Genomic DNA, 21,561 nt, shown 5'->3' with positions numbered 1-21,561 from the left:
CATGAAGCTCTCCGTCAACGGCACCGATGTGTTTGTCGCAACCGGTGGCCGCGACTTCGACAAGTCCCTGCCCGCGGTCGTCTTCATCCACGGCGCCGGCTTCGACCATTCGACCTGGGCGTTGCATACGCGCTGGTTCGCCCATCACGGCTTTGCCGTGCTGGCGCCCGACCTGCCCGGCCACGGCCGCTCTACTGGGCCTTCGCTCGGCAGCATCGCCGAGATGGCCGACTGGACGGCGGCGCTGCTCGATGCGGCGGGCGCCGCAAAGGCGCATCTGATCGGTCACTCCATGGGCTCGCTGATCTCGCTGGAGACCGCCGCGCGACATCCCGACAAGGTGTCAGCGCTGAGCCTGATCGGCACCGCCGCGACCATGACGGTGGGTCCGGATCTGTTGAAAGCCGCCGAAGCCAACTCGCAGGATGCCAACGACATGGTCTCGATCTGGGGCCTCGGCTTCAACGCGGAGCTCGGCGGCAGCCTGGCGCCGGGCCTGTGGATGCATGGCGGCGCGCAGGCGGTGCTCAGGGCATGCGAGCCGGGCGTGCTGTTCAGGGATCTGTCGGCCTGCAACTCCTATACGAATGCGCTTGCCGCTGCGGCGACCGTGAAGGTGCCGACGACGCTCATCCTCGGCGAGCGGGACATGATGACGCCGGCGAAGGCCGGCAAGGCGCTCGCCGCGGCGATCCCGCATGCAAAGACCGTTGTGGTGCCCGGCGCCGGCCACATGATCATGGCCGAGCGGCCGGACGAGCTGCTGGCGGCGCTGAGGAACTAAAGTTGTCTACGCATGATCTTTCCGGAAAACCGCTTCGCACTTTTCCGGATCATGCTTTAGGCGGATCAATCTTCCGTCTTGCGCGTTGCGGTCAGACATCCCTCTCACTCAGAAGGGAACTGGACCATGCCGAGACAGGAAGTCATTCGCAAAGCCAGGCAAGACAAGCGCGCCGGCAAGTCGGCCAGCACGCAGGCCGGCGAATTCGTCAAGGACGAGATCGACAGGATCCGGAAAGGCAAGCACGGCGCACGCTCGACCAAGCAGGCCATCGCGATCGGCCTCTCCGAAGCGCGTCGCGCCGGTGTCGATCTGCCGCCACCGCGCAAGGGAAGCACTAAGAAGTCGACGCGCCGTAGTGCCAAGTACGCTTACGAGGTCGGCCAGGGCAAACGCACGCCGAAGCGGAGGCCAAAAGTATCGCGCGCCGCCACGAACGCTCTGAAGAAGGAACCGCGATCGACCGCATCGCGCAGTGCGCTGTCGAAACAGGCCAAGCGAGCCGCAAGCCGCCGAACCGCAGCGTCCCGTTCAGCCGCCGCGCGCAAGGCAAGCCACACCAAGGGTGCCAAGGTGCGCTCCGCCGCCGCGAAGAAGGCGGCGCGCACCAGGGCGCGCCGCCAGAGCTGATCAGCTCAGGCGGCGTCAGGCGGATTCATCTGGCGCGGTCAGAAGTGGTCGGCACCACATCGCGGGCGTCTGTGGGGTGGGCAAAGCGAGGCGTGCCCACGATTTCTTCGCCGCGTTGGGCAGGTCGTGGGCACGGCGCAAATGCGCCTTTGCCCACCCTACGATTCCGTCGATCGTGGAAAGAGACGGCTCACTCACCACATCGTCGCGGCGGCGCGCTCGGGCCAGATGCGGTCGTATTCCGCGCCGCCGACTTTGTTGTCGCTCATCTCCGCAAGAATCTGCCCCGGTGTCGGCAGCGTCTTCGGATCGACGCGCTTGTCGGGATTCCAGAGGTCGGAGCGAACGATGGCGCGGGCGCACTGGAAGTAGATTTCGTCAACGTTCATCACCATGACGCTGCGCGGCGCCTTGCCCTCGACCTTGAACGAGGCCAGCAGTTCCGGATCGATCGACAGATGCGCGCGGCCGTTCGCCCGCACCGCATTGCCCGAGCCGGGAATCAGGAACATCAGCGACACGCGCGGGTCGCGCACGATATTGCGCAAGGAATCGACCCGGTTGTTGCCACGGCGGTCGGGCAGCATCAGCGTCTTGGGGTCGTGGATGCGGACAAAGCCGGGCAGATCGCCGCGCGGCGAGCAGTCGATGCCTTCGGGCCCGATGGTGGCGAGCGCGGCGAACGGCGCCTTCTCGATGAAGATGCGGTAGAGCGGGGTGACGTGGTCGGCAACTTTGACGGTCGAGGCATCGTTCGTGACGCCGTAGATGGCCTCCAGCTGCTCGACCGTTTCAATCACCGTCATTCCACTCTCTCCGTGTTATTGCCCGCAACTAATCTTGCCAGCCTTGATTCCTGATCACGCGCACGAGCTGGCGGCTGTGATAGTCGGCGCTGCCGGCATTGAGGATGGTGACATCGGCGTGTGCCGAGGCGTCATCGACGCTGCGCGACAGCCGCTCGGCGATGTTGCCATCGCTTTTCCGGGCGCGCGCGGCAAGCCGCTGCGCCAATACGTCCGGCGGCGCCGTGATCGCGACCACCACGACGTTGGCATAGGCGCGGCGCAAGGCAGAGATCACGGTGCGTGAGACGTTGGCAACGATGGTGCGGCCCGCGCGGACGTCGTCGTTGATCTCGAGCGGCAGTGCATAGGAATGCCCATGCGCCTCCCAGTGCACGGCAAAGTCGCCGTGCTCGCACGCGCGGCGGAATTCGTCGGGACTGACCGCGATATTGTCTTCATCGGCCGAGGACGCACGCGTCACGATGCGGCGCGGGAAGACGATGTCGGGATCGTCGCTGCAAGCCGCCTGGGCCAGCCGCAGCAAGGTATCCTTGCCGGCGCCGCTGGGGCCGACCACGAGCACGAGCCGGCCGGGGCCGATCGCACCCGTCTCGCCTTCGCCCGTGGCCGCCATCTCGCTCATGCGACGCGGTGTCCTTCGCGCCAGACGCTGCGGACCACGGGAACGTGGCCTGCGACATGGACGCGGATCAGATCGGCGCGCTTGCCGGTCGCGACCTCGCCGCGGTCGGTGAGGCCGACCGCTTCGGCGGGCGCTTTCGTCACGGTGCGGACCGCGGCCGGAAGGCTGATCGCGGGCACATGCTCGGGCAATTGCAACGCGGCCATCAAAAGGCTCGACGGAATGTAATCCGACGACAGGATGTCGAGCAGGCCCTCGCGGGCGAGATCGACCGCGGCGATGTTGCCGGAGTGCGAGCCGCCGCGCACCACGTTCGGCGCGCCCATCAGGATGTCGATGCCGGCCTGGTGCAGGCCGCGCGCGGCCTCCAGCGTGGTCGGGAATTCCGCGACCGAGACGCGGTCGCGCACGGCGTCCGCGACGTTCTCCTCGGTGGTGTCGTCGTGGCTCGCTAGCGGAATGTTGTACTGATGCGCCAGCGCTACGATCTCGCGCATGTTGGCCGCGGCGTAGAGCCTCTGATACTCGAAGCGCTTTGCGAATAATTCGTCGAGCTCGGCATCGGTCTTGCCGCCGCCCTTGCCGCGGTAATAGTCGCGCAGCTTGACCTCGTCGCGAAACTGGCGCTGGCCCGGCGTGTGGTCCATCAGCGACATCAGCTTGACGTCGGGACGGTCGATCAGCTCCTTGGCCTCCTCGACCACGCTCGGCATCGGGATCTCGCAGCGCAGATGCAGGAAGTGATCGGCGCGCAGCAGGTTGGCCTCGCGCGCGGTGGTGATCGCGGCGGCGAGCACGCCGGCGCGGCCATCGACCTCCTCGGCGCCGTCCTCGCGCCAGACCCGGAGCGAATCGAACACGGTGGTGATGCCCGAGGTCGCAAGCTGGCCGTCATAGGAGATGACGGCGGCGACAGGATTCCAGAACACCTTTGGCCGCGGCACGTAATGCGCCTCGAGATGGTCGGTGTGGAGTTCGATCAGGCCGGGCATGATCAGATCGCCGCCGGCATCCTCGGCACCCGCGGGCGCAGTCCCCTCGCCGATCTCCGCAATGCGGCCGTCGGCAAGCGCGAGCCAGCCCTGTTCGATCACCCGGTCAGCCAGCACGATCCTGGCGTTGGCGATCACGGATTCCTTCTTCATTTCCCCATTCCTTCAGGCCGCGGCGGCAAAGCCGGTGACGTCGACGATGCGGTCGGCAATCAAATGACGGATTTCGTCGTCATGGACAATGGCAACCATGGCGACGCCCTGACGTTTCTTTTCAGCGACCAGCTCGACCACCACGGCGCGATTGGCCGCATCGAGCGAGGCGGTCGGCTCGTCCAGCAGAAGGATCGGCAGGTCGGAGATGAAGCCACGGGCGATGTTCACGCGCTGCTGCTCGCCGCCGGAGAAGGTCGCGGGGGGAAGCTGCCAGAGCCGTTCGGGGATGTTGAGACGATGCAGCAGCTCGCCGGCGCGCGCCTGTGCGTCTGCCCGGCTCATGCCATTCGCGATCAGCGGCTCCGCGACGACGTCGATGGTGGCGACGCGCGGCACCGCGCGCAGGAACTGGCTGACATAGCCGATGGTGGAGCGGCGGATGTTGAGCACCTGGCGTGGCTCGGCGGTGGCAAGATCGACCACTTTGCCGCGATGGCGGATGCCGATGCAGCCGCTATCGCAGCGATAATTGCCGAAGATCATCTTCAGGATGGACGACTTGCCGGCGCCCGACGGCCCCGACAGCACGACGCACTCGCCTGGATTGACCTGGAAGGTCACGCCACGCACGACAGGCAGCTCGATGCCGCCCTGCAGGTGCATCGTAAAGGTCTTGCCGGCGTCAGTGATGTCGATCATGGCGGTCATTGGAAAGCTCATATCGTAAAGTTCATGGCGGCAGGATCGAGGAGACGAGGAGCTGGGTATAGGGCTCGCGCGGGTCGTCGAGCACCTGGTCCGTGAGACCGGTCTCGATGACGCGGCCGCCTTTCATCACCATCACGCGGTGCGACAAGAGGCGCGCCACCGCGAGATCGTGGGTGACGATGATGACGGCGAGGTTCAGCTCGGCGACGAGGCTGCGCAAGAGATCGAGCAGGCGCGCCTGCACCGATACGTCAAGGCCGCCGGTCGGCTCGTCCATGAACACGAGCCGCGGCTCGGTAACGAGGTTGCGGGCGATCTGGAGGCGCTGGCGCATGCCGCCGGAATAGGTGCGCGGCGCATCGTCGATGCGCGCGACGTCGATCTCGACGCGCGTCAGCCAATCCGACGCGGTCTCACGGATGCGGCCGTAGTGATTCCACCCCACCGCCATCAGCCGCTCGCCGACATTGGCGCCGGCCGAGACTGCCATGCGCAGGCCCTGCGCGGGGTCTTGATGCACAAAGCCCCAATCGGTGCGGAACAGGAAGCGGCGCTCGGCCTCGCCGAGCGTCGTGAGATCGCGGGTGACGCCATCACGCATCCGATAGGACACATGGCCTGCACTCGGCGCGAGCTGGCCCGACAGCATTTGCAGCAGCGTCGACTTGCCCGAGCCGGATTCGCCGACGATCGCCAACACCTCGCCGGGATAGAGCGAGAACGACACGCCGCGACAGGCATTGATGCGGCCGAACGACTTGCTGAGGGATTTTGCGACCAGCAGCGGCTCGTCGTTCTCGACCAGATTCTGATCAGCCATTCGCGGCCTCCTGCGCCTTATCCTTGTACGGCGCGGCACTGAGGCTGCCGTGATGGCCGGCGCCCTGGCGGCCCTCGCAATAATCGGTGTCCGAGCAGACGAACATGCGGCCGCCCTTGTCGTCGGTCACGATCTCGTCGAGATAGGAATTCTCCGCGCCACACAGCGCGCAGGGCGCGTTGAAGCGGTAGGGCTCGAACGGGTGATCCTCGAAATCGAGCGACACCACTTGCGTGTAGGGCGGGATCGCGTAGATGCGCTTCTCGCGGCCGGCGCCGAACAATTGCAGCGCCGGGGAATTGTCCATCTTGGGATTGTCGAATTTCGGTGTCGGCGACGGGTCCATCACGTAGCGCGCGTTGACCTTCACGGGATAGGCATAGGCGGTGGCGATGTGGCCGAAGCGGGCGATGTCCTCGTAGAGCTTCACATGCATCAGGCCGTATTCGGCCAGCGCGTGCATGCGCCGCGTCTCGGTCTCGCGTGGCTCGAGGAAGCGCAGGGGCTCGGGGATCGGTACCTGATAGACCAGCACCTGGTTCGCACGCAGCGCCGTCTCCGGGATGCGGTGACGGGTCTGGATCACGGTTGCCTCGTCCGTCGCCGTCGTGGTCGCAACGCCCGCGGTCTTGGCGAAGAATTTGCGGATCGAAATCGCGTTGGTGGTGTCGTCGGAGCCCTGGTCGATCACCTTCAGCACGTCCTGCGGGCCCAGGATCGCGGCGGTGACCTGCACGCCGCCGGTGCCCCAGCCATAGGGCATCGGCATTTCGCGGCTGGCGAACGGCACCTGATAGCCGGGGATGGCGATCGCCTTGAGGATCGCGCGGCGGATCATGCGCTTGGTCTGCTCGTCGAGATAGGCGAAATTGTAGGCGGGCGCGTTCATTCCGCGGCCTCCTTCATGGCATCGGGCGTATTGGCATCGGCGAACTCCTGACGCAGCTTTCGGAGCAGGCCGAGCTCGGACTGGAAGTCGACATAGTGCGGCAGCTTCAGGTGCTCGACGAAGCCGGTCGCCTGGACGTTGTCCGAATGCGACATCACGAACTCCTCGTCCTGCGCCGGTGCGAGCGCCTCCTCGCCGAGCTCACGGGCGCGCAATGCGCGGTCGACCAGCGCCATCGACATGGTCTTGCGTTCGCTCTGGCCGAAGGCGAGGCCATAGCCGCGGGTGAAGCACGGCGCCTCGGTCGCCGAGCCCTTGAACTGGTTGACCATCTGGCACTCGGTGAGCTCGATCGCACCGAGCGGCACGGCGAAGCCGACGTCTTCCGCGACGAATTCGACCTCGACCTCGCCGAAGCGGATCTCGCCGACGAAGGGATGGTTGCGGCCGTAGCCGCGCTGGGTGGAATAGCCCATCGCGAGCAGAAAGCCTTCGTCACCGCGCGCGAGGTTTTGCAGGCGCAAATCACGGTCCGCGGGGAAATTCAGCGGCTCGCGGGTGAGATCGCCGACGCTGGTGCCGTCCTCGGCTTCCGGCGATGATTCGATCAGCCCGTCGCGCCCGAGAATGTCTGTCACGCGCGGCGTCGGCGCGGTGGAGGCTTCGGCCGCAGCCGGCCTCTCCGGCACAAAACCTTGGGCGAGCGATGGATCGAGCAGGCGGTGCGTGTAGTCGAAGGTCGGCCCCAGGATCTGGCCGCCGGGAATGTCCTTGAAGGTCGCCGACACCCGCCGCTGCACCCGCATGATGCCGGTGTCGACCGGCTCGCTGGCACCGAAGCGCGGCAGCGTGGCGCGGAAGGCGCGAACCAGGAAGATCGCCTCGATCAAATCGCCGCGCGCCTGCTTGATCGCAAGCGACGCGAGCTCGCGGTCATAGAGCGAGCCTTCGCTCATGACGCGATCGACGGCCAGGCCGAGCTGCTCCGAGATCTGGTCGAGCGTGATTTCCGCAACGCTCTGGTCGCCGCGCCGCTTATGCGCGAGCAGGCGATGGGCGTTCTCGATGGCGCGTTCGCCGCCTTTGACTGCGACATACATGCTTCTAGCTTCCCTTGCTCACGACGCGCGTGGTGCGGGGGATCGCGACCACGGCGTTATCGGCGACCAGCATCACATCGATGCCGCGCGGAAACAGCGCCTCGTTGATATGCAGGCGCTCGAACAGGTCGAACGGCTTGATCGACGCTTGCAGCGTGGCGACCCCGTCAATGCCGGGGCCGCGCAGCTCGAAGCTGCGCCCGGAGGCGAGGCTGTCGACCTGGATGATGACCGTGGTCGACCGGTCCGGATACTCGCTGGTGCCGAGCGCGAAGGATTCGAACGAAGGCAAGGCGCCGCCGTCACTGATGAGCGCGAACGAAGCAACCGACGAATCCTGCACAACCGGCGCTCCGGTGTGGAACTTCAGCCACTTCGTCACGTCCGCGCTTTCCGCCATCCGTGCGTCGAGCCAGAGCGGCGTGTCGTGGTCGAACAGCGTCAGCGCGATCGCGGCGGTGCCTCGCATCATCGGCCCTGGCGCGCCCGCCATCGGCACGATGCGCTGGACCGAGCCCGGCCGCGCCATGGCGTCCATGACCGAGCGAAAGGTCGATTGCGCCGACAGCACCTTGTCGGCGAAACCCGGCGGCAGTTCCGCAATCGTGGTCATGATCTCACCCCTCACCGCGCACCATGGTGTAGAAATCAACCTTCGTCGCGGCGGCCGCTGCCGCCGCCTGCTTGCGCCTGACCATAAGCTGCTCGCGCAACGGCGCGATAACGTCGCGCTCCACCGCTCCGCCGAAATCGCGGGACTGCACCAGCGCATCGCACAGCGCGATCAGCCGCGCCTTCTCACCGTCGCGGCCGAGCGTGTAGCCGAACCCGACCTCGCCGCTCGCAAGCCGCACCGCGGCGCGCGACACCGTCGCTTCGCCGAGATTGAACGGCGCGCCGTCGCCGCCGACCCGGCCGCGCAGCATGACGAGGCCGTTCTCGGGCGTGCGCAGATCCTGATGGCCCGGGAGGGACAAGTTGCGGAGGCGAGCGGCGATCTCGCCCGCCTCCGCGTGCGCCAGCACCGCCATTGCGGCCTTGCGCTGGGCTTGCTGGTCGTTGTGCTGGGTCACCTGGTCCACCGAGCTTTTTGACAGAACTTGCCGCGTCGAAGTTGTCTATGATAATAGACAACTTCATACGGACGCGCCATGACTGTTTCGTGACAATGCCGTGATTTCTGGAGTAGGTTTCCCGCGACATGAGCATGCAGGACACAGCCTCCTCGGGCGTCGCGCTATGGCGCCTCGTGGCCGATGGCATCGAGCGCGGCATCGCCGACGGCCGCTTTGCGGCCGGCGACAAATTGCCGGGCGAGATGGAGATCGCCGAAACCTATCGCGTCAACCGCCACACCGTGCGGCGCGCGTTGGCAGCCCTCGCCGAGCGCGGCCTGGTGCGCGCCGAGCGCGGCAGCGGAACCTATGTCGAGGCGCAAAAGCTCGCTTATCCCTTGCGCTCGCGCACGCGCTTCTCCGAGATCGTCGGCGCCGATGGCCGCGAACCGCATGGCCGGCTGATCGAGGCGACCGATGACGTTGCGACGCGCGAGCTCGCACGAGAGCTGGGATTGAAGACCGGCGCGCCGCTGGTGCGGATCGAGGCGATTCGCCTCGCCGACCGCACCCCGATCTGTGTTTCCACCACCTGGCTCTCGGCTGACCTGTTCCCGGACGCGGGCGCCGTGTTCGCAGCAACGCGCTCGATGACGAAGCTGCTGGAGCATTTCGGCGTCCGCGATTATCGCCGCGGCGCGACGAGAATCACCGCAGGGATCGTCGACGCGAGCGACGCCGCACGGCTCGACCTGGCGCTGGGGCGGCCGATCCTGGTGGTCGACGCCACCGACCATGATCTCATGGGCAAGCCGCTGGTGACGAAGCACTCGCGCTTTGCGGCAGAGCGGGTGGAGTTTTTGGTGGAGAACGCTTAGATCAGAGCGTTTTCCAGCGAAGCCTGCCCTCGGACTTGATCCGGGGTGGAAACGATTTGCGTCGAGAAAACGCGTCAAAACAAAAATCAGAGCTCCGTTCCGATCCAATCGGAACGGATAAGACTGCAGCACGACGTTAGGCGACCGTCCGCTTGCCGATGATCGCGAAGCGCAGCTTGCCGGAAATCCAGTCGATCGACGATACAGTTACCAGGATCAGCAGGATCAGAAACGATACCTTCTGCCATTCCAGCACCCGGATCTGTTCGGCAAGCTGAAGGCCAATGCCGCCAGCGCCAACGATTCCGATGATCGTCGCCGATCGCGTATTCGACTCGAAATAGTAGAGCACCTGGCTCAGCAAGACCGGGAACACCTGCGGCAGCAATCCGAAGCGGACGCTGTGGAGATGGTTGCCGCCCGATGACCGAACGCCTTCCGCGGGGTTCTTCTCGGCGACCTCGATCGCTTCCGAGAACAGCTTGCCGAACGTTCCGAAATCGCTGCAGATCACGGCCAGGATGCCGGCAAACGGCCCCAGCCCCACGACGCCGACCCAGATCAGTGCCCAGATCAAAGTGTCGACTCCACGGATGGTATCGAGGCCACGACGCGTCAATAGGCGGATGATCCGGTTTGCAACCACGTTGCGCGCCGCGAGCAGGGATACCGGCAGCGCGAGCAGCGCGCCGCCCAGGGTGCCGAGAAACGCGATCGACACCGTCTCTCCGAGCGCATGCAGATATTTCAGAACCTCCGCCCAAGAACCCGGGTTGGGCGGCAACATGAGCTGGACGAATTCGCCCAGCCTGACCATGCCCAGGGAGAGCCGATTAAAGGGAATATCGAGCTGGACGATCCCGAACAGGAACAGCCCGACCGTCCCGCCGACGAGTATTGCGATCCTTCCCCGCTGCCACCAATCGGTCCGGAAGACGTCGGGATACCGTTGGGCAATGCCGGCCCGGTTTTCAAAACTGAAGGAGCTCATCGGGTGCTTCCCTCCAGCCCGAGCAGGCGGTGTCGCAACCGTTCCGTCAGGAAGTCGATCAACATGACGGTAAGGACGATGAGCAGCAGGATGGCGCTGACGTCGGTGAAGTAGAACTTGCGAACCGCCTCGATCAGATCCTGGCCGATCCCGCCGGCGCCGACGAAGCCCATCACGGCCGCGCCACGCACGTTGATCTCGAACCTGAGCAAGGCATAGCTCACGAAGTTCGAGAGGACCTGAGGCAACGCGCCGAACCGAACAACCTGAACCCAGCTGCCCCCGCTTGCCGCCACCCCTTCGACCGGCTTGCTGTCGATGTTCTCGACAACCTCGGCGAATTGCTTGCCCAACGCTCCGGCGGTATGGATTGCAATCGCCAGAACGCCCGGCAGCGGCCCGAGACCAAAGGCCAGCACGAAGATCAGGGCAAACACGATCTCCGGCACGGTCCTGAAAAACTCCAGAACGCGCCGGGTGACGAAAACAGTCGTTCCTGATTTCACGAGATTGGCCGAGGCGAGGAAGCAAAGCGCGAAACCGCACAGCGCACCCGAGAGGGTGCCCATATAGGCTATCAGCAACGTATCCCCGAGAAGCCGTGCCCAGCGCGGCAATCCCCACAGCCAGTCCGCCAAATCGCTCCATGCGGTCGCGAACGAAAATTTGGGTGCGATGCTGACGAAATAGGCCGGGAAGCGCCAGAAGTTCTCGACAAAATTTCCGAGACTGACCTCGCCCATCCAGCCCGCGGCAATGGCAACGGCGATCAGGACGGCGGCACCGAGCCATACGCGCCGGCGCTTGGCGGCAATTGCAGCCGCATAGCGATCGGCAAGCTCACGCAGCCTGGCTTCCGGAAATTCGGGAACTGCTGTTCGCATGGGATGTTCGGAAGAGCCGACGGGCAGATCTTGCAATCTGCCCGCCTTGTCCAACCCTTCGTTTCCCTCAGGATTTCTGCTTACGAATGCTGTCGACAAACTTGGTCAGTTCGATCACGGCCTCATACGCCTTGTGGTCGACCTCGACGTAGGGCAATTGCTTCCCCTCATAGATCTTGTCGAAAGCCGCCTTGTCCTTCACCGCAATTTCCAGCACGGCTTTCTTGATCGCCGCCTTGAGGTCGTCAGGCAGGCTGCTGAGATAGGCCATCGGCGAGTTCACGATCTGCTCGGACTTCATGATGATCTTGAAATCAGCGGCCTTCGCCATGCCCTTCCGTTCCATCCGGAGCAGGTTCGATTCCTTCTCGTCGTTCCACCAGTTGAACGCCGCGTCGCAGGTGCCCTGGGAAAGCCCGATCACCGCGTTTTCATGGCTCCCCGAATAGACCACCTTGGCGAAGAACTTTTCCGGGTCGATGCCCATCTTGTTCATCGCGAAACGCGGCACGTTGTTGCCGGAAGTCGAATTGGGATCGACGAGGCAGAGGTTCTTGCCTTGCAGGTCCTTGACGTCCTTGTAGCTCGAATCGCTTTTGACATAGAGAACCGAGTAATAGCCTTTGGTGCCGTCGCCGTTCACCTCGATCGCGAACGGTTCGACCTTCGCGCCAATGATGTAGGCACGCGCGTAGGACGCCGGGCCGTACATCGCGATGTGAATGTTTCCTGCACGCTGACCTTCGATCACCGCGGCGTAGTCATTGGCGATGCGCAGCGTGACCTTCGTTCCAAGCTCGCGGGACAGGTACTCCGTCAAAGGCGTCCAGCGGTTGGTGGTGCCGGAGGCATTCTCGTCGGGGACTTTTGCGAAGATCAACTCAGGATATCTCGCCTTCCAGTCCTGCGCCGCAGCGGCTGAAACTGAAAATGCTAGGGCCGCCGCAGCGGCAACGATCGTACGACGGTCTATCATGACGTCTCCCATTTCAAGGTTATGAAACTGTCGAGTTCCGGCTCTGCGCTAGGCTCGATTTAAAGAAGCAGCGATCAGGCCACGGCAACCGTGCGGAGGGCAGGAACTGCTGTGCCGACCGATGCATCCGCGGGCGCAACATCCATGACTTCATTCGCCTCGAGATCGTACAGCTCGCGCGCGATATGATCGGTCAAGGCCGCCGGCGCGCCGTCGAACACCACGCGTCCGGCCGCCATGCCGATCAGGCGGTCGCAATAGCTGCGGGCGAGATCGAGCGAATGCAGGTTGCAGAGCACGGTGATACCGAAATGCTTGTTGATGCGCAGAAGCGCATCCATCACGATCTTGGTGTTGCGGGGATCGAGCGAGGCGATCGGCTCGTCGGCAAGGATAATGTCGGGCTGCTGAACCAGCGCCCGCGCGATCGCCACGCGCTGCTGCTGACCGCCCGAGAGCTGGTCGGCGCGCTGGGCCGCGATGGCAGCCATGTCGAACTGCTCGAGCGCCGACATCGCGATGGCCTTGTCTTCTTCGGGCCAAAGCTGCAGCAGCGACCGCCATGTCGGCACCGTCGACAGCCGCCCCATCAGCACATTGGTGAGGACGTCGAGCCGGCCCACGAGGTTGAACTGCTGAAAAATCATCGCCGACCGCGCACGCCACTGCCGCAGCTCCTTGCCGCGCAGCGCGGTGACGTCGACGCCTTCGAACAGGATGCGGCCTTCGGAGGGCTCGGTGAGGCGGTTGATGGACCGCAGCAATGTCGACTTGCCGGCGCCGGATCGCCCGATCACCCCGACGAAGCCGCCGGGGGAAACTTGAAACGAAGCATCGTCCACGGCGGCCTTCGCGCCGAAGCGACACGTCAGGCCTTCAACCACCAGCATCGAGGGGCTCCAGAGTAGCTGGAGCCAACCGCTAACGCCCGTGGTTAACACTTGTGTGACAAGGCTGCTGCAGTGCGGCCATCCTACGCACGTCATCCCCTGTCATCTCATTGTCACGACACCGTCATCCGGCCGCTCGAAGAAAGACTCCCGCCCTCGCACTTCGGATGCAACATGGCCAAAGCTCTTTCGGTTCAGCCGACCGTCGATCCCTCGGCCAAGCTGCATGAGACCAGGCTTGGCGCCTACACCGAAGTCGGCGCGCGCACGATCCTGCATGAAGTCGCGATGGGCGATTATTCCTATGTCGTGAACGATGCGCAGATCACCTACGCCACCATCGGAAAGTTCTGCTCGATCGCGGCGATGACCCGCATCAATCCCGGCAACCATCCGATGCATCGCGCCACTCAGGCGCATTTCACTTACCGATCCAGCGCCTATTTCGAAGGTGAGAGCGACGATCTCGAGTTCTTCGACTGGCGCCGCCGGCATCACGTTCATATCGGCCATGACGTCTGGATCGGCCATGGCGCGATCGTGCTGCCGGGCCGCAACATCGGCACCGGCGCGGTGATCGCCGCCGGCGCGATCGTCACCAAGGACGTGCCGGCCTACAGCATCGTCGCCGGCAATCCGGCCCGCATCGTGCGGCGGCGATTCTCGGAGGAGATCGCCGGACGGCTCGCAAGGCTTGCTTGGTGGGACTGGGATCACGACAAGTTGCGCGAGGCGCTGCCCAATTTCCGCAAGCTCGGGATTGAAGATTTCCTCTCGGCATACGAAGCAAAAGCGAGCTCACTCGCCAATTCTCCTGCCAGCAAACGAAGCGCGGTCGCGTGACAGACATATTCATCGAAGGCGGCCGGGCCCTGATCGGCGCCGAGCTCGTCGAAGCCTCCCTTCTCGTCTCCGGAACAGACATTGCAGAGGTCGATGCTTCTCGCGGCCGGGCGCGGCTGGCACTGGATGCCCGTGACCTGCTGGTGCTGCCCGGCATCGTCGATCTGCATGGCGATGCCTTCGAGCGGCAGATGATGCCGCGCGCCGGCGTCGACTTTCCGATCGACGTCGCGCTCGCCGACAGCGACCGCCAGGCGATCAGCAACGGCATCACCACCGTGTTTCACGCCACGACCTGCTCGTGGGAGCCGGGCCTGCGAAGCGCCGACAATGCGCGCGGCCTGATGGAGGCGATCGAGCGGCAGCGTCCGCAGTTCGCTGCCGACACCCGCTTCCACCTGCGGCACGAGACCTTCAATCTCGATGCCGAAGCGGAGATCGCAGAGTGGCTCAGCGAGGGCCGCGTCGACCTGTTCGCCTTCAACGATCATATGGACGGCGTCGTTGCCGACATCTCCAACCCACGCAAGCGCAACCGCATGGTGGAGCGCACCGGTCTGTCGAGCGAAGAATTCGACCGGCTGGTCGAGCGCGTGGTCTCGCGCGCCGACGAGGTGCCCGCCTCGGTGTCACGCCTGGCCGCCGCGGCCCGCGGGGCCGAGGTGCGGATGCTCTCGCACGACGATTCGAGCCCGGCGATGCGCCGGGACTTTCGCGAGCTCGGCGCCTTGATCGCGGAGTTTCCGATCAACGAGGAGACGGCGCAGGCTGCGGCCAGCCACGGCGATGCCATCGTCTATGGCGCGCCGAACGTCGTGCGCGGCGGCAGCCACACCGGCTGGACCAGGGCCTCCGACATGATCGCCAAGGGGCTCTGCTCGGTGCTGGCGTCTGACTATTATTATCCCGCGCAGCTGCTCGCCGCGTTCCGCCTGGCCGCCGATGGCGTGGTGCCTCTGGCTCAGGCCTGGGATCTGGTCTCCGCCGGCCCGGCGCGGGCAACCGGCCTCACCGATCGCGGCCTGCTCGCGGAGGGACGCCGCGCTGACATTCTCCTCGTCGACGACAACGTGAAGCTGCGGCCGCGGCTGATCGCGGTGATCTCAGGCGGCAGGCTCGTGCATCTCACCGACGCGACGCGGCTGCTCACCGCAGTGGCGGCGCCGCGCGAGACTGTCGTCGCGGCGTAAATTGGTTATGCTGAGGCAATGACAGGTTTCCCCCGCTACGCGATCTATCATGCCGCAGGCCGCGACAGCGCCCTCTCCCGCTTCGGCGCCGAGCTGCTCGGCTATGACGCCTACAGCGGCGGCGAGATTTCGTTTCCAGAGCAGGCGCTGCACGCCGCGCCCGACTGGCGCGAGGTCAGCGCCGATCCTCGCAAATACGGCTTTCACGCCACGCTGAAGGCGCCGATGGCGCTGGCGCCTGGCAAGACCGAAGCCGAGCTGCTGGCCGCCTGCGCGGCCTTCGCGGGCAGGACACGTCCGATCCCGGCGATCCGACCAGTGGTCGATGCCATCAGCGGCTTCATTGCCGTTATTCCGGCCGAGCCGATGGAAGCGCTCCAGCAACTTGCCGCTGATTGCGTTCGCGAGTTCGACCCGTTTCGCGCCGCGCTGACGGCGGAAGATCGCGCTCGGCGCAAGCCGGAGAAGCTCAGCGAGCGGCAGCGCGATTATCTCGACCGCTGGGGCTATCCTTACGTGATGGAAGAATTCCGCTTCCACATGACGCTGACGGGGCGGCTGGATGCGGAGCGGCGCGGGCCGATCCTTCAGATGCTGCGAACACGGTTTGCGGCGCTGGGGATCGAGACGCTCGCGATCGATCGCATTGCGCTGTTCAGGCAGGATGATGCCAAGGCGCGGTTTCGCATCATCGGCGAGTGGGCTTTGGTGCGGTAGACCTCAGCGCGAGGCCGCAAGATTGAAAGCGAGCGCCACTGCGCCAACCAGAACGAGGCTGGTCGCCCAGACTGCATCCAGGTTGAACCAGCTTCGCGAGACGAACCTCAGTCCCAGATGGCGGTAGACCAGCCACGCCAGACATCCGCCGGCGCCGACCATGGCGGCAACGTGCACCAGCGACACCAGCACCGCCATCCCGAGATTTGCCGTCATCAGCGCGCCCGCCGCCTGATGGCCGGCATCGAGCTCGAAGGCCTGGCAGAGCCCGAGATAGATCGGCACGAGCATCAGGGCAGCGCCGTGAGCGATGGCGACGGCAAATGACCAGAGCACCAATTGCGTCGGCGGAATTCGTGCCAGCGCGCGCGGATGACGCCGGTCGATCAGCCGGTAGACGCCAAAGCCGATGACGAGAAGACTCGCACCGATCTGGATTGGACGCTGCCATTCGGCCAGTACGAGCAGGAAGGCGAACGGCAGCAGCACGAGAAGTGTTGCCAGGAGGTGCCCGGCCGCCAGAGCCCACAATGCACGGAAGAGCGCGAGGGGGCTCTTGTCCATGAGCCCGGCCGAAACGGCGAGCGGCCATCCCATTCCCGGATTGACCCCGTGGTAGAGACCGCTCGCAACAAGCGCGAGCCACAGCCAGCCAAGGGCCGGGCTCGCCTGCGTCCCATCTAGACCGACGGGTAGCAAAATGAGTCCGTCGAACAATCGCCGCCCTCGAGCCTGATCTGGTGCGCACGATATCCGTCGGGGAAGCTCACGAAATAGTCCTTGTCGAGTTCGAGGCCGCCGTTCCGACCGACATTGGCCATGACTTCCACACCCGGAACCCCGTCGGGATAGAACTGGTCGTCCCAGGTGGAATAGAGCGAATTGGTCCAGTACACGCGCCGGCCGTCGCGGCTGATCTCGACCATCTGCGGACCCGCCGCAAAGGGCTTGCCGTTCGGATGGGGCGTGCGGCGCGCGATGCCGCCGATGTGGACCGAGCCCGCAAGCTTCGGCTTTCTGGGATCGCTGACGTCGTACTGGCGCATCTCACCCGTGCCCCAGCACGAGACATAGAGAAACCGGTCGTCCATCGACAGGTCGATGTCCGTCACCAGCGGCGGCACGGCGCCAAATCCCTGCAGCAGCGGCGGCAGCTTCTCCTTGGGCGCGGGTTCGGGAGGGATCGTCGCCGTTTTCTCGGCATGGAATTTTCCGCCCTCGCGCCACCAGGTCCAGATCGACGCTTCGAGGTTGGTGGTGTCGACCACGACACCGACGAAGCCGTACTCGCGAACCGGATCGTGCGCGGGGCGCACCTCCAGCGCCATCTGATGATTGGCGCCGAGGTCGATGGTCTGGACGTTGCGACGGGCGCGAAGGTCCCAGAAGTGGAGGCGATGGCCATATTTGTTCGCAAGCAGATCTTCCGGGACGATCCCGTTCTCGAACTGCGGCGGTAACGCCCATTCGCTCGTCACCATGTAATCGCGCGGCAGATTCCACCAGAAATCATAATGCAGCGTTTGCGGGCCACGGTCGATCTCCCATCGTCCAAGAACTTCGAACGTCTCGCAATCCATGATGAAGACGCCCGGAGGTCCGTTGGTGCCGTCCTTGCCGCCGCCACCCAGCGTGCTCACGTAAATGCCGTCCGGCCCGCAATGGATCGTGTGCGGTCGCGAGTAGCCGGTCTTCTTGAAGACCTCCTCTGGCTCGATGATCTTGTGGATCTTGGCCTTCGTCGGATCGGGCTTGGTATCGATCACGTAGATCCGCGACGAGCGCAGCCCCGGGATGATGAGATAGCGCCGCTCGATGAAGGCGTGTCCGGCGAGCGGCGACAGGGCGGAGGAGCAAGCATTCCAGCCGAAATGGTGAAACTCATCACCCTTGTTGGGCATCGTTACGGTGTGGACGATCTGGCTATAGGTCGGCGATCCCGGCTTGACGTCGATGACCGCGAGAGCATCCGGCTTTGAGAAATCCGGACTGAGCAGCAAGGTGTAAGCAAAATTCTCCGCAGGCGCTTCCATCGCAAGCTTGGGCGATGCGTGAAAGGTAGGATCCGGCCTCATCGTCATGGCACTGCCTCCCTGTTCTGTCGGTTTGCACCAACCTGGCTCGGGATAGTGGCAAAAGAAGAGCTGTTGCGAGATGTCCTGGGAATCTCCGCACGGCCGGTTGGCGCGCGTACATTATGCCATCGCGGGGCCATGGGGAACGGCCCGGCACGCGCTAATTCGACGCCTTCAGGCGAAATGGGCATCCCTCGTTCATTTCGAGCGAGGGCGCACAAGTCGCTCCTCGCAGCCTTCGTAGGGTGGGCAAAGGCGCAAAGCGCCGTGCCCACCGCTCTTCCCGCGGGCGCGCAAGTTGGTGGGTACGCTTCGCTTTGCCCACCCTACGACAGGTTCACGCAATGACGGGGGAGAGAATTACTTCCCCCACCTGAGCGCCAACGCGTCGCGCTCCTTGGCGAGCTCCAATAGCCCGGCGCGCGTCGCCGGATGCAGCGGCTGCAGCGGATGGCGCACCGCCTCCGACTTGATCACGCCGCCGGCCTGCATCATCACCTTGCAGGCGATCAGGCCGCATTGGCGGTTCTCGTAATTGATCAGCGGCAGCCAGCGCTCATAGGCGGCCTTCGCCTTTTCGCGATCGCCCGCGAAATAGGGATCGATGATCTGGCGGATGCCGTCGGGATAGCCGCCGCCGGTCATGGCGCCGGTGGCGCCGGCGTCGAGATCGGCGAGCAGCGTGATCGCCTCCTCGCCGTCCCAGGGGCCCTCGATGTCCTTGCCGCCCGCCTCGATCAGGCTGCGGAGCTTCGAGGCCGCGCCCGGCACCTCGATCTTGAAATAGCGGATGTTGGAAAACTCGCGCGACAGCCGCGCGAGCAACTCGACCGACAGCGGCGTGCCGGCAACCGGCGCGTCCTGGATCATGATCGGGATGTTGATCGCGCCGGAGAGCACCTTGAAGAATTCGACGATGCCTTTCTCGGGGACGCGGAAGGTCGCGCCGTGATAGGGCGGCATCACCATCACCATGGCGGCGCCGGCCGCCTCCGCCTGCTTGCTGCGCGCGGCGCATACGGCCGAGCTGAAATGGGTGGTGGTGACGATCACGGGAACCCGGCCGGCCACATGGTCCAGCACCGCATGCATCACCGTGTCGCGCTCGGCATCGGTGAGCACGAACTGCTCGGAGAAATTGGCGAGGATGCAAATGCCGTGCGAGCCGGCGTCGATCATGAAATCGATGCAGCGGCGCTGACCCTCGAGGTCGAGCTCGCCGCGCTCGTCGAAGATGGTGGGCGCGACCGGGAACACGCCGCGATAGGGGCGTTGGGCCTTGTGTGGGGTGACCGGCATCGAACTCTCCATCCCTGATGTGTCTTGCGTCTGCCGCCGCGCCCGTGGGAGCGAGGCGGCACAGATGTACCCGCAGTGCCGAGCTGCGGCAATGCCCGCGCGACGTCCGATGGAAAGAGTACGAAAATCAGGCGCTCTTCACGGCGCCCAGGAAACCCTCGACCGCGACGCGAAGACGATCGGCATCCGCCGACATCTTCTTGACGGACTCCGACAGCACCGTGCCGGCGTTGCCGGTCTCCTGGTTGAGCCTGGCGACGCTGCCGATGGTATCGGTGACCTCGCGGGTGCCCTGGGCCGCCTGCTGGAAGTTGCGCGAGATCTCCGTCGTGGCCGCGCGCTGCTGTTCGACCGCGGCGGCAATCGCCGTCATCTTCTCGTCGATGCCGCCGATGGCGCCGCCGATCAACCGGATCGCGGCGACCGCCTGGCCGGTCGCGCCTTGGATCTCCTCGACCTGGCGCGAGATCTCTTCCGTCGCCGTCGCGGTCTGCGCCGCAAGGCTCTTGACCTCGCCTGCAACCACCGCGAAGCCGCGGCCGGCCTCGCCGGCGCGCGCGGCTTCGATGGTGGCGTTCAATGCCAGCAGATTGGTCTGGGCCGCGATCGCGTTGATCATCTTCACGACCTCGCCGATGCGACTGGCCGTCTGATCGAGAATCTCGACCGTCGCGTTGGTCTGCTCGGCCTGCGCCACGGCCTCGCGGGCCTCGCGCGCGCTCGACTGCACCTGCGCGGAGATCTCGCCCACGGATGCGGAGAGCTCCTCGGTCGCGGCGGCGATGGTCTCGAGATTGTTGGTGGCCTGCTCGGCTGCCGAGGAGACCGCCGCGGTCTGGCTGCTCGATTCCGAGACCAGCGAGCGCACGCCGCTCGCGGTGGCGTCGAGCTCCCGCGTCGAGGCCGCGACGCTCTGGATGACCGCCTGCACCGTGTCGTCGAAGCTGCGGCAGGCGGTGTCGACGGTGCCGGAGCGGGCGAGCTGAAGCGCCTGCTGCGATTCGCGTTCCTTACCCAGCCGCTCCGCGGTCGCCGCGCTCTCGCGCAGGCTTTCGAGCGCAGCCGCCATGGTGCCGAACTCGTCGGGATGTCGCGATTGCGGCACCGGCGTCGCATAGTCGCGGGCGCCGATGCGGGCGATGGCGTCGAGGATGGCGCGCACCGGGCGCATCAGCCGGTTGCGCACCACAAACACGCCCGCGACAGTCACGGCCAGTGCAAGCAGGAAGCCGAAGGATTGCACGATGAGATTGGTGAGGGCCTTAGCCTGAACCGCCTCCGCGTGCGCGATCGACAGGTCGAGCGCCTTGCTCGCGACCGCGACGATGGAGGCGAACGGAGCCTGGCACAACGCGTTCCATTCCGCGGCGGGCATCGCGGGCCGGCCGCTGCCGTCGAAGCCCTTGGTGATCTCGCCGATCTGCTTGAGGGCGCCGTCAGTCTTGGCCCTCGCCTCCTTGGCCGTGTTGACGAGGTCGGCCGGCACGTCAGGCGCAGCCAGCAGCTCCTCCATGCCGGTCCAGCCGGCGGTGACGACGCCGTTCCATCCGGCCACGGTCTGCTTCTGGGCATCGTCGAGCGGCTTGCTGGCGTTGACGTTCGGCCGCAGGGTCGAGCACTGGATGCCGTAGCGGTCGCGCACCTGCCAGGCGAGGCGGCGGGCCTGGATCATGCGGGCGATGTAAGGATCGTTCATCCAGGCGCGGTTCGACACCGCGGTGGATGCGAGATTGGCGGTCTCGATCACCTTGGTGACCGCATCGTACCAGGGCGCGGTCCGCTCCAGCTTGCGCTCGGCGCGCGGCAGCTTGGCCTCGTCGTAGAACAACTGGAATTTTGGCGCGGCCTCGCTCCAGCGCTGCTTCAGCGTGCTGGCGAGTTCGTCGCGGCGGGCGAATTCGACGGTGGGGAGCGCCGCGCTGATGGCGTCGAAGCCGGCCTGTTCCGCCTTCTCGGCAATGCCGAGCTTGGCGCGCGGGTCGTCCTCGCCGAGCAGGGCGCTCTGGGCATCGCCACGGTTGCTGCGCAGGGCAACCACGCCATGGAAGATCGACTTGTCGGCATTCGCGAGCCGCTCGGTCTCCAGACTGTCGCTATAGCGGCCGAAAGCCCCGACCATCTGGATGGCCGTGCTGGTCAGCGCGCCGGCCGCCAGCAGCGTCATCAGGACCAGGAGGAGCGTGCTTACCGATTTCTTAAAAATGGACATGGGTCGAGGGATCTAACTCTCAGGAGAGGCCCACCTTGCACCGC

General features: G+C 65.2%; 23 protein-coding genes. 6 read left to right on the top strand and 17 right to left on the bottom strand.

Features of this window, described 5'->3' with window-relative positions; translation table 11 throughout:
* Position 1 precedes the first annotated feature (1 nt).
* Together I6F24_RS15770 and I6F24_RS15765 are read left to right on the top strand one after the other, a co-directional pair.
* Positions 2-784: an alpha/beta hydrolase gene (locus I6F24_RS15770; protein WP_036026951.1), complete on the top strand. Its 783-nt coding sequence runs from the start codon at positions 2-4 to the stop codon at positions 782-784.
* A 126-nt stretch (positions 785-910) separates the two neighbouring features.
* Complete coding sequence (locus I6F24_RS15765; RefSeq protein WP_036026948.1) at positions 911-1,414, top strand: DUF6496 domain-containing protein; 504 nt, start codon at positions 911-913, stop codon at positions 1,412-1,414.
* A 194-nt stretch (positions 1,415-1,608) separates the two neighbouring features.
* On the opposite strand, the gene I6F24_RS15760 is transcribed toward I6F24_RS15765, so the two are convergent.
* Genes I6F24_RS15760 through phnG form a run of 9 tightly spaced genes read right to left on the bottom strand, consistent with a single transcriptional unit; the run spans position 1,609 to position 8,592 of the window.
* On the bottom strand, positions 1,609-2,220 hold the full coding sequence (locus tag I6F24_RS15760) for a pyridoxamine 5'-phosphate oxidase family protein (RefSeq protein ID WP_036014393.1): 612 nt from the start codon (positions 2,218-2,220) through the stop codon (positions 1,609-1,611).
* Between the two features lie 28 nt (positions 2,221-2,248).
* Complete coding sequence (phnN, locus tag I6F24_RS15755; protein ID WP_036014394.1) at positions 2,249-2,845, bottom strand: phosphonate metabolism protein/1,5-bisphosphokinase (PRPP-forming) PhnN; 597 nt, start codon at positions 2,843-2,845, stop codon at positions 2,249-2,251.
* A complete protein-coding gene (locus tag I6F24_RS15750; protein WP_036014396.1) occupies positions 2,842-3,990 on the bottom strand; it encodes an alpha-D-ribose 1-methylphosphonate 5-triphosphate diphosphatase in 1,149 nt (382 codons plus the stop codon). The genes phnN and I6F24_RS15750 overlap by 4 nt, the downstream gene beginning before the upstream one ends.
* A gap of 12 nt (positions 3,991-4,002) precedes the next feature.
* A complete protein-coding gene (gene phnL, locus I6F24_RS15745; RefSeq protein WP_057027587.1) occupies positions 4,003-4,701 on the bottom strand; it encodes a phosphonate C-P lyase system protein PhnL in 699 nt (232 codons plus the stop codon).
* A gap of 22 nt (positions 4,702-4,723) precedes the next feature.
* Positions 4,724-5,521 (bottom strand): phosphonate C-P lyase system protein PhnK, encoded by a 798-nt coding sequence (gene phnK, locus I6F24_RS15740; RefSeq protein WP_225150930.1) that lies wholly within the window; start codon positions 5,519-5,521, stop codon positions 4,724-4,726.
* Complete coding sequence (locus I6F24_RS15735; protein ID WP_225150928.1) at positions 5,514-6,410, bottom strand: alpha-D-ribose 1-methylphosphonate 5-phosphate C-P-lyase PhnJ; 897 nt, start codon at positions 6,408-6,410, stop codon at positions 5,514-5,516. Before I6F24_RS15735 ends, phnK begins: the two co-directional genes overlap by 8 nt.
* Complete coding sequence (locus I6F24_RS15730) at positions 6,407-7,510, bottom strand: carbon-phosphorus lyase complex subunit PhnI (RefSeq protein ID WP_225150926.1); 1,104 nt, start codon at positions 7,508-7,510, stop codon at positions 6,407-6,409. Before I6F24_RS15730 ends, I6F24_RS15735 begins: the two co-directional genes overlap by 4 nt.
* 4 nt (positions 7,511-7,514) lie before the next feature.
* Entirely contained in the window at positions 7,515-8,123 is a 609-nt protein-coding gene (phnH, locus tag I6F24_RS15725) for a phosphonate C-P lyase system protein PhnH (protein WP_225150924.1), read from the bottom strand.
* 4 nt (positions 8,124-8,127) lie between these two features.
* On the bottom strand, positions 8,128-8,592 hold the full coding sequence (phnG, locus tag I6F24_RS15720) for a phosphonate C-P lyase system protein PhnG (protein ID WP_225150922.1): 465 nt from the start codon (positions 8,590-8,592) through the stop codon (positions 8,128-8,130).
* Between the two features lie 119 nt (positions 8,593-8,711).
* On the opposite strand from phnG, the gene phnF reads away from it, so the two are divergent.
* Positions 8,712-9,443, top strand: coding sequence for a phosphonate metabolism transcriptional regulator PhnF (phnF, locus tag I6F24_RS15715; RefSeq protein ID WP_225150920.1), 732 nt, complete (start codon positions 8,712-8,714; stop codon positions 9,441-9,443).
* 136 nt (positions 9,444-9,579) lie between these two features.
* On the opposite strand, the gene phnE (I6F24_RS15710) is transcribed toward phnF, so the two are convergent.
* The 4 genes from phnE (I6F24_RS15710) to phnC form a co-directional block, all read right to left on the bottom strand.
* Positions 9,580-10,434 carry a phosphonate ABC transporter, permease protein PhnE gene (gene phnE, locus I6F24_RS15710; RefSeq protein ID WP_225150918.1) on the bottom strand — a complete coding sequence of 285 codons (855 nt, stop codon included), beginning with the start codon at positions 10,432-10,434 and terminating at the stop codon, positions 9,580-9,582.
* Positions 10,431-11,318, bottom strand: a complete 888-nt coding sequence (gene phnE / locus I6F24_RS15705) for a phosphonate ABC transporter, permease protein PhnE (protein WP_036026925.1) — start codon at positions 11,316-11,318, stop codon at positions 10,431-10,433. Before phnE (I6F24_RS15705) ends, phnE (I6F24_RS15710) begins: the two co-directional genes overlap by 4 nt.
* Before the next feature lie 67 nt (positions 11,319-11,385).
* Positions 11,386-12,294 carry a phosphonate ABC transporter substrate-binding protein gene (gene phnD / locus I6F24_RS15700; RefSeq protein WP_225144939.1) on the bottom strand — a complete coding sequence of 303 codons (909 nt, stop codon included), beginning with the start codon at positions 12,292-12,294 and terminating at the stop codon, positions 11,386-11,388.
* Between the two features lie 74 nt (positions 12,295-12,368).
* Positions 12,369-13,184: a phosphonate ABC transporter ATP-binding protein gene (phnC, locus tag I6F24_RS15695; protein WP_036026922.1), complete on the bottom strand. Its 816-nt coding sequence runs from the start codon at positions 13,182-13,184 to the stop codon at positions 12,369-12,371.
* Between the two features lie 174 nt (positions 13,185-13,358).
* Between phnC and I6F24_RS15690 the strand changes: the two genes are divergently transcribed.
* Genes I6F24_RS15690 through I6F24_RS15680 form a run of 3 tightly spaced genes read left to right on the top strand, consistent with a single transcriptional unit; the run spans position 13,359 to position 15,934 of the window.
* Complete coding sequence (locus I6F24_RS15690; RefSeq protein ID WP_036026920.1) at positions 13,359-14,027, top strand: chloramphenicol acetyltransferase; 669 nt, start codon at positions 13,359-13,361, stop codon at positions 14,025-14,027.
* Entirely contained in the window at positions 14,024-15,217 is a 1,194-nt protein-coding gene (locus tag I6F24_RS15685; RefSeq protein WP_225150916.1) for an alpha-D-ribose 1-methylphosphonate 5-triphosphate diphosphatase, read from the top strand. Before I6F24_RS15690 ends, I6F24_RS15685 begins: the two co-directional genes overlap by 4 nt.
* A gap of 18 nt (positions 15,218-15,235) precedes the next feature.
* Complete coding sequence (locus I6F24_RS15680; RefSeq protein ID WP_036026875.1) at positions 15,236-15,934, top strand: DUF1045 domain-containing protein; 699 nt, start codon at positions 15,236-15,238, stop codon at positions 15,932-15,934.
* 3 nt (positions 15,935-15,937) lie between these two features.
* Here I6F24_RS15680 and I6F24_RS15675 read toward each other — a convergent pair whose 3' ends face one another.
* The 4 genes from I6F24_RS15675 to I6F24_RS15660 all read right to left on the bottom strand — a co-directional run bounded on the left by I6F24_RS15675 (position 15,938) and on the right by I6F24_RS15660 (position 21,517).
* Complete coding sequence (locus tag I6F24_RS15675; protein WP_085972252.1) at positions 15,938-16,531, bottom strand: hypothetical protein; 594 nt, start codon at positions 16,529-16,531, stop codon at positions 15,938-15,940.
* Positions 16,532-16,614: 83 nt separating this feature from the next.
* Positions 16,615-18,015 carry a selenium-binding protein SBP56-related protein gene (locus I6F24_RS15670; protein ID WP_036026873.1) on the bottom strand — a complete coding sequence of 467 codons (1,401 nt, stop codon included), beginning with the start codon at positions 18,013-18,015 and terminating at the stop codon, positions 16,615-16,617.
* A gap of 354 nt (positions 18,016-18,369) precedes the next feature.
* Positions 18,370-19,308, bottom strand: coding sequence for a dihydrodipicolinate synthase family protein (locus I6F24_RS15665; RefSeq protein ID WP_036026912.1), 939 nt, complete (start codon positions 19,306-19,308; stop codon positions 18,370-18,372).
* A 127-nt stretch (positions 19,309-19,435) separates the two neighbouring features.
* Positions 19,436-21,517 (bottom strand): methyl-accepting chemotaxis protein, encoded by a 2,082-nt coding sequence (locus I6F24_RS15660; RefSeq protein ID WP_225150914.1) that lies wholly within the window; start codon positions 21,515-21,517, stop codon positions 19,436-19,438.
* Positions 21,518-21,561: the final 44 nt, after the last annotated feature.

It is taken from the genome of Bradyrhizobium sp. BRP23 (assembly GCF_020194135.1).
Classification (GTDB): Bacteria; Pseudomonadota; Alphaproteobacteria; order Rhizobiales; family Xanthobacteraceae; genus Bradyrhizobium; species Bradyrhizobium yuanmingense.
The sequence above is the reverse complement of the archived record's forward strand: the minus strand, read 5'-3'. Positions and strand labels throughout refer to the sequence as shown.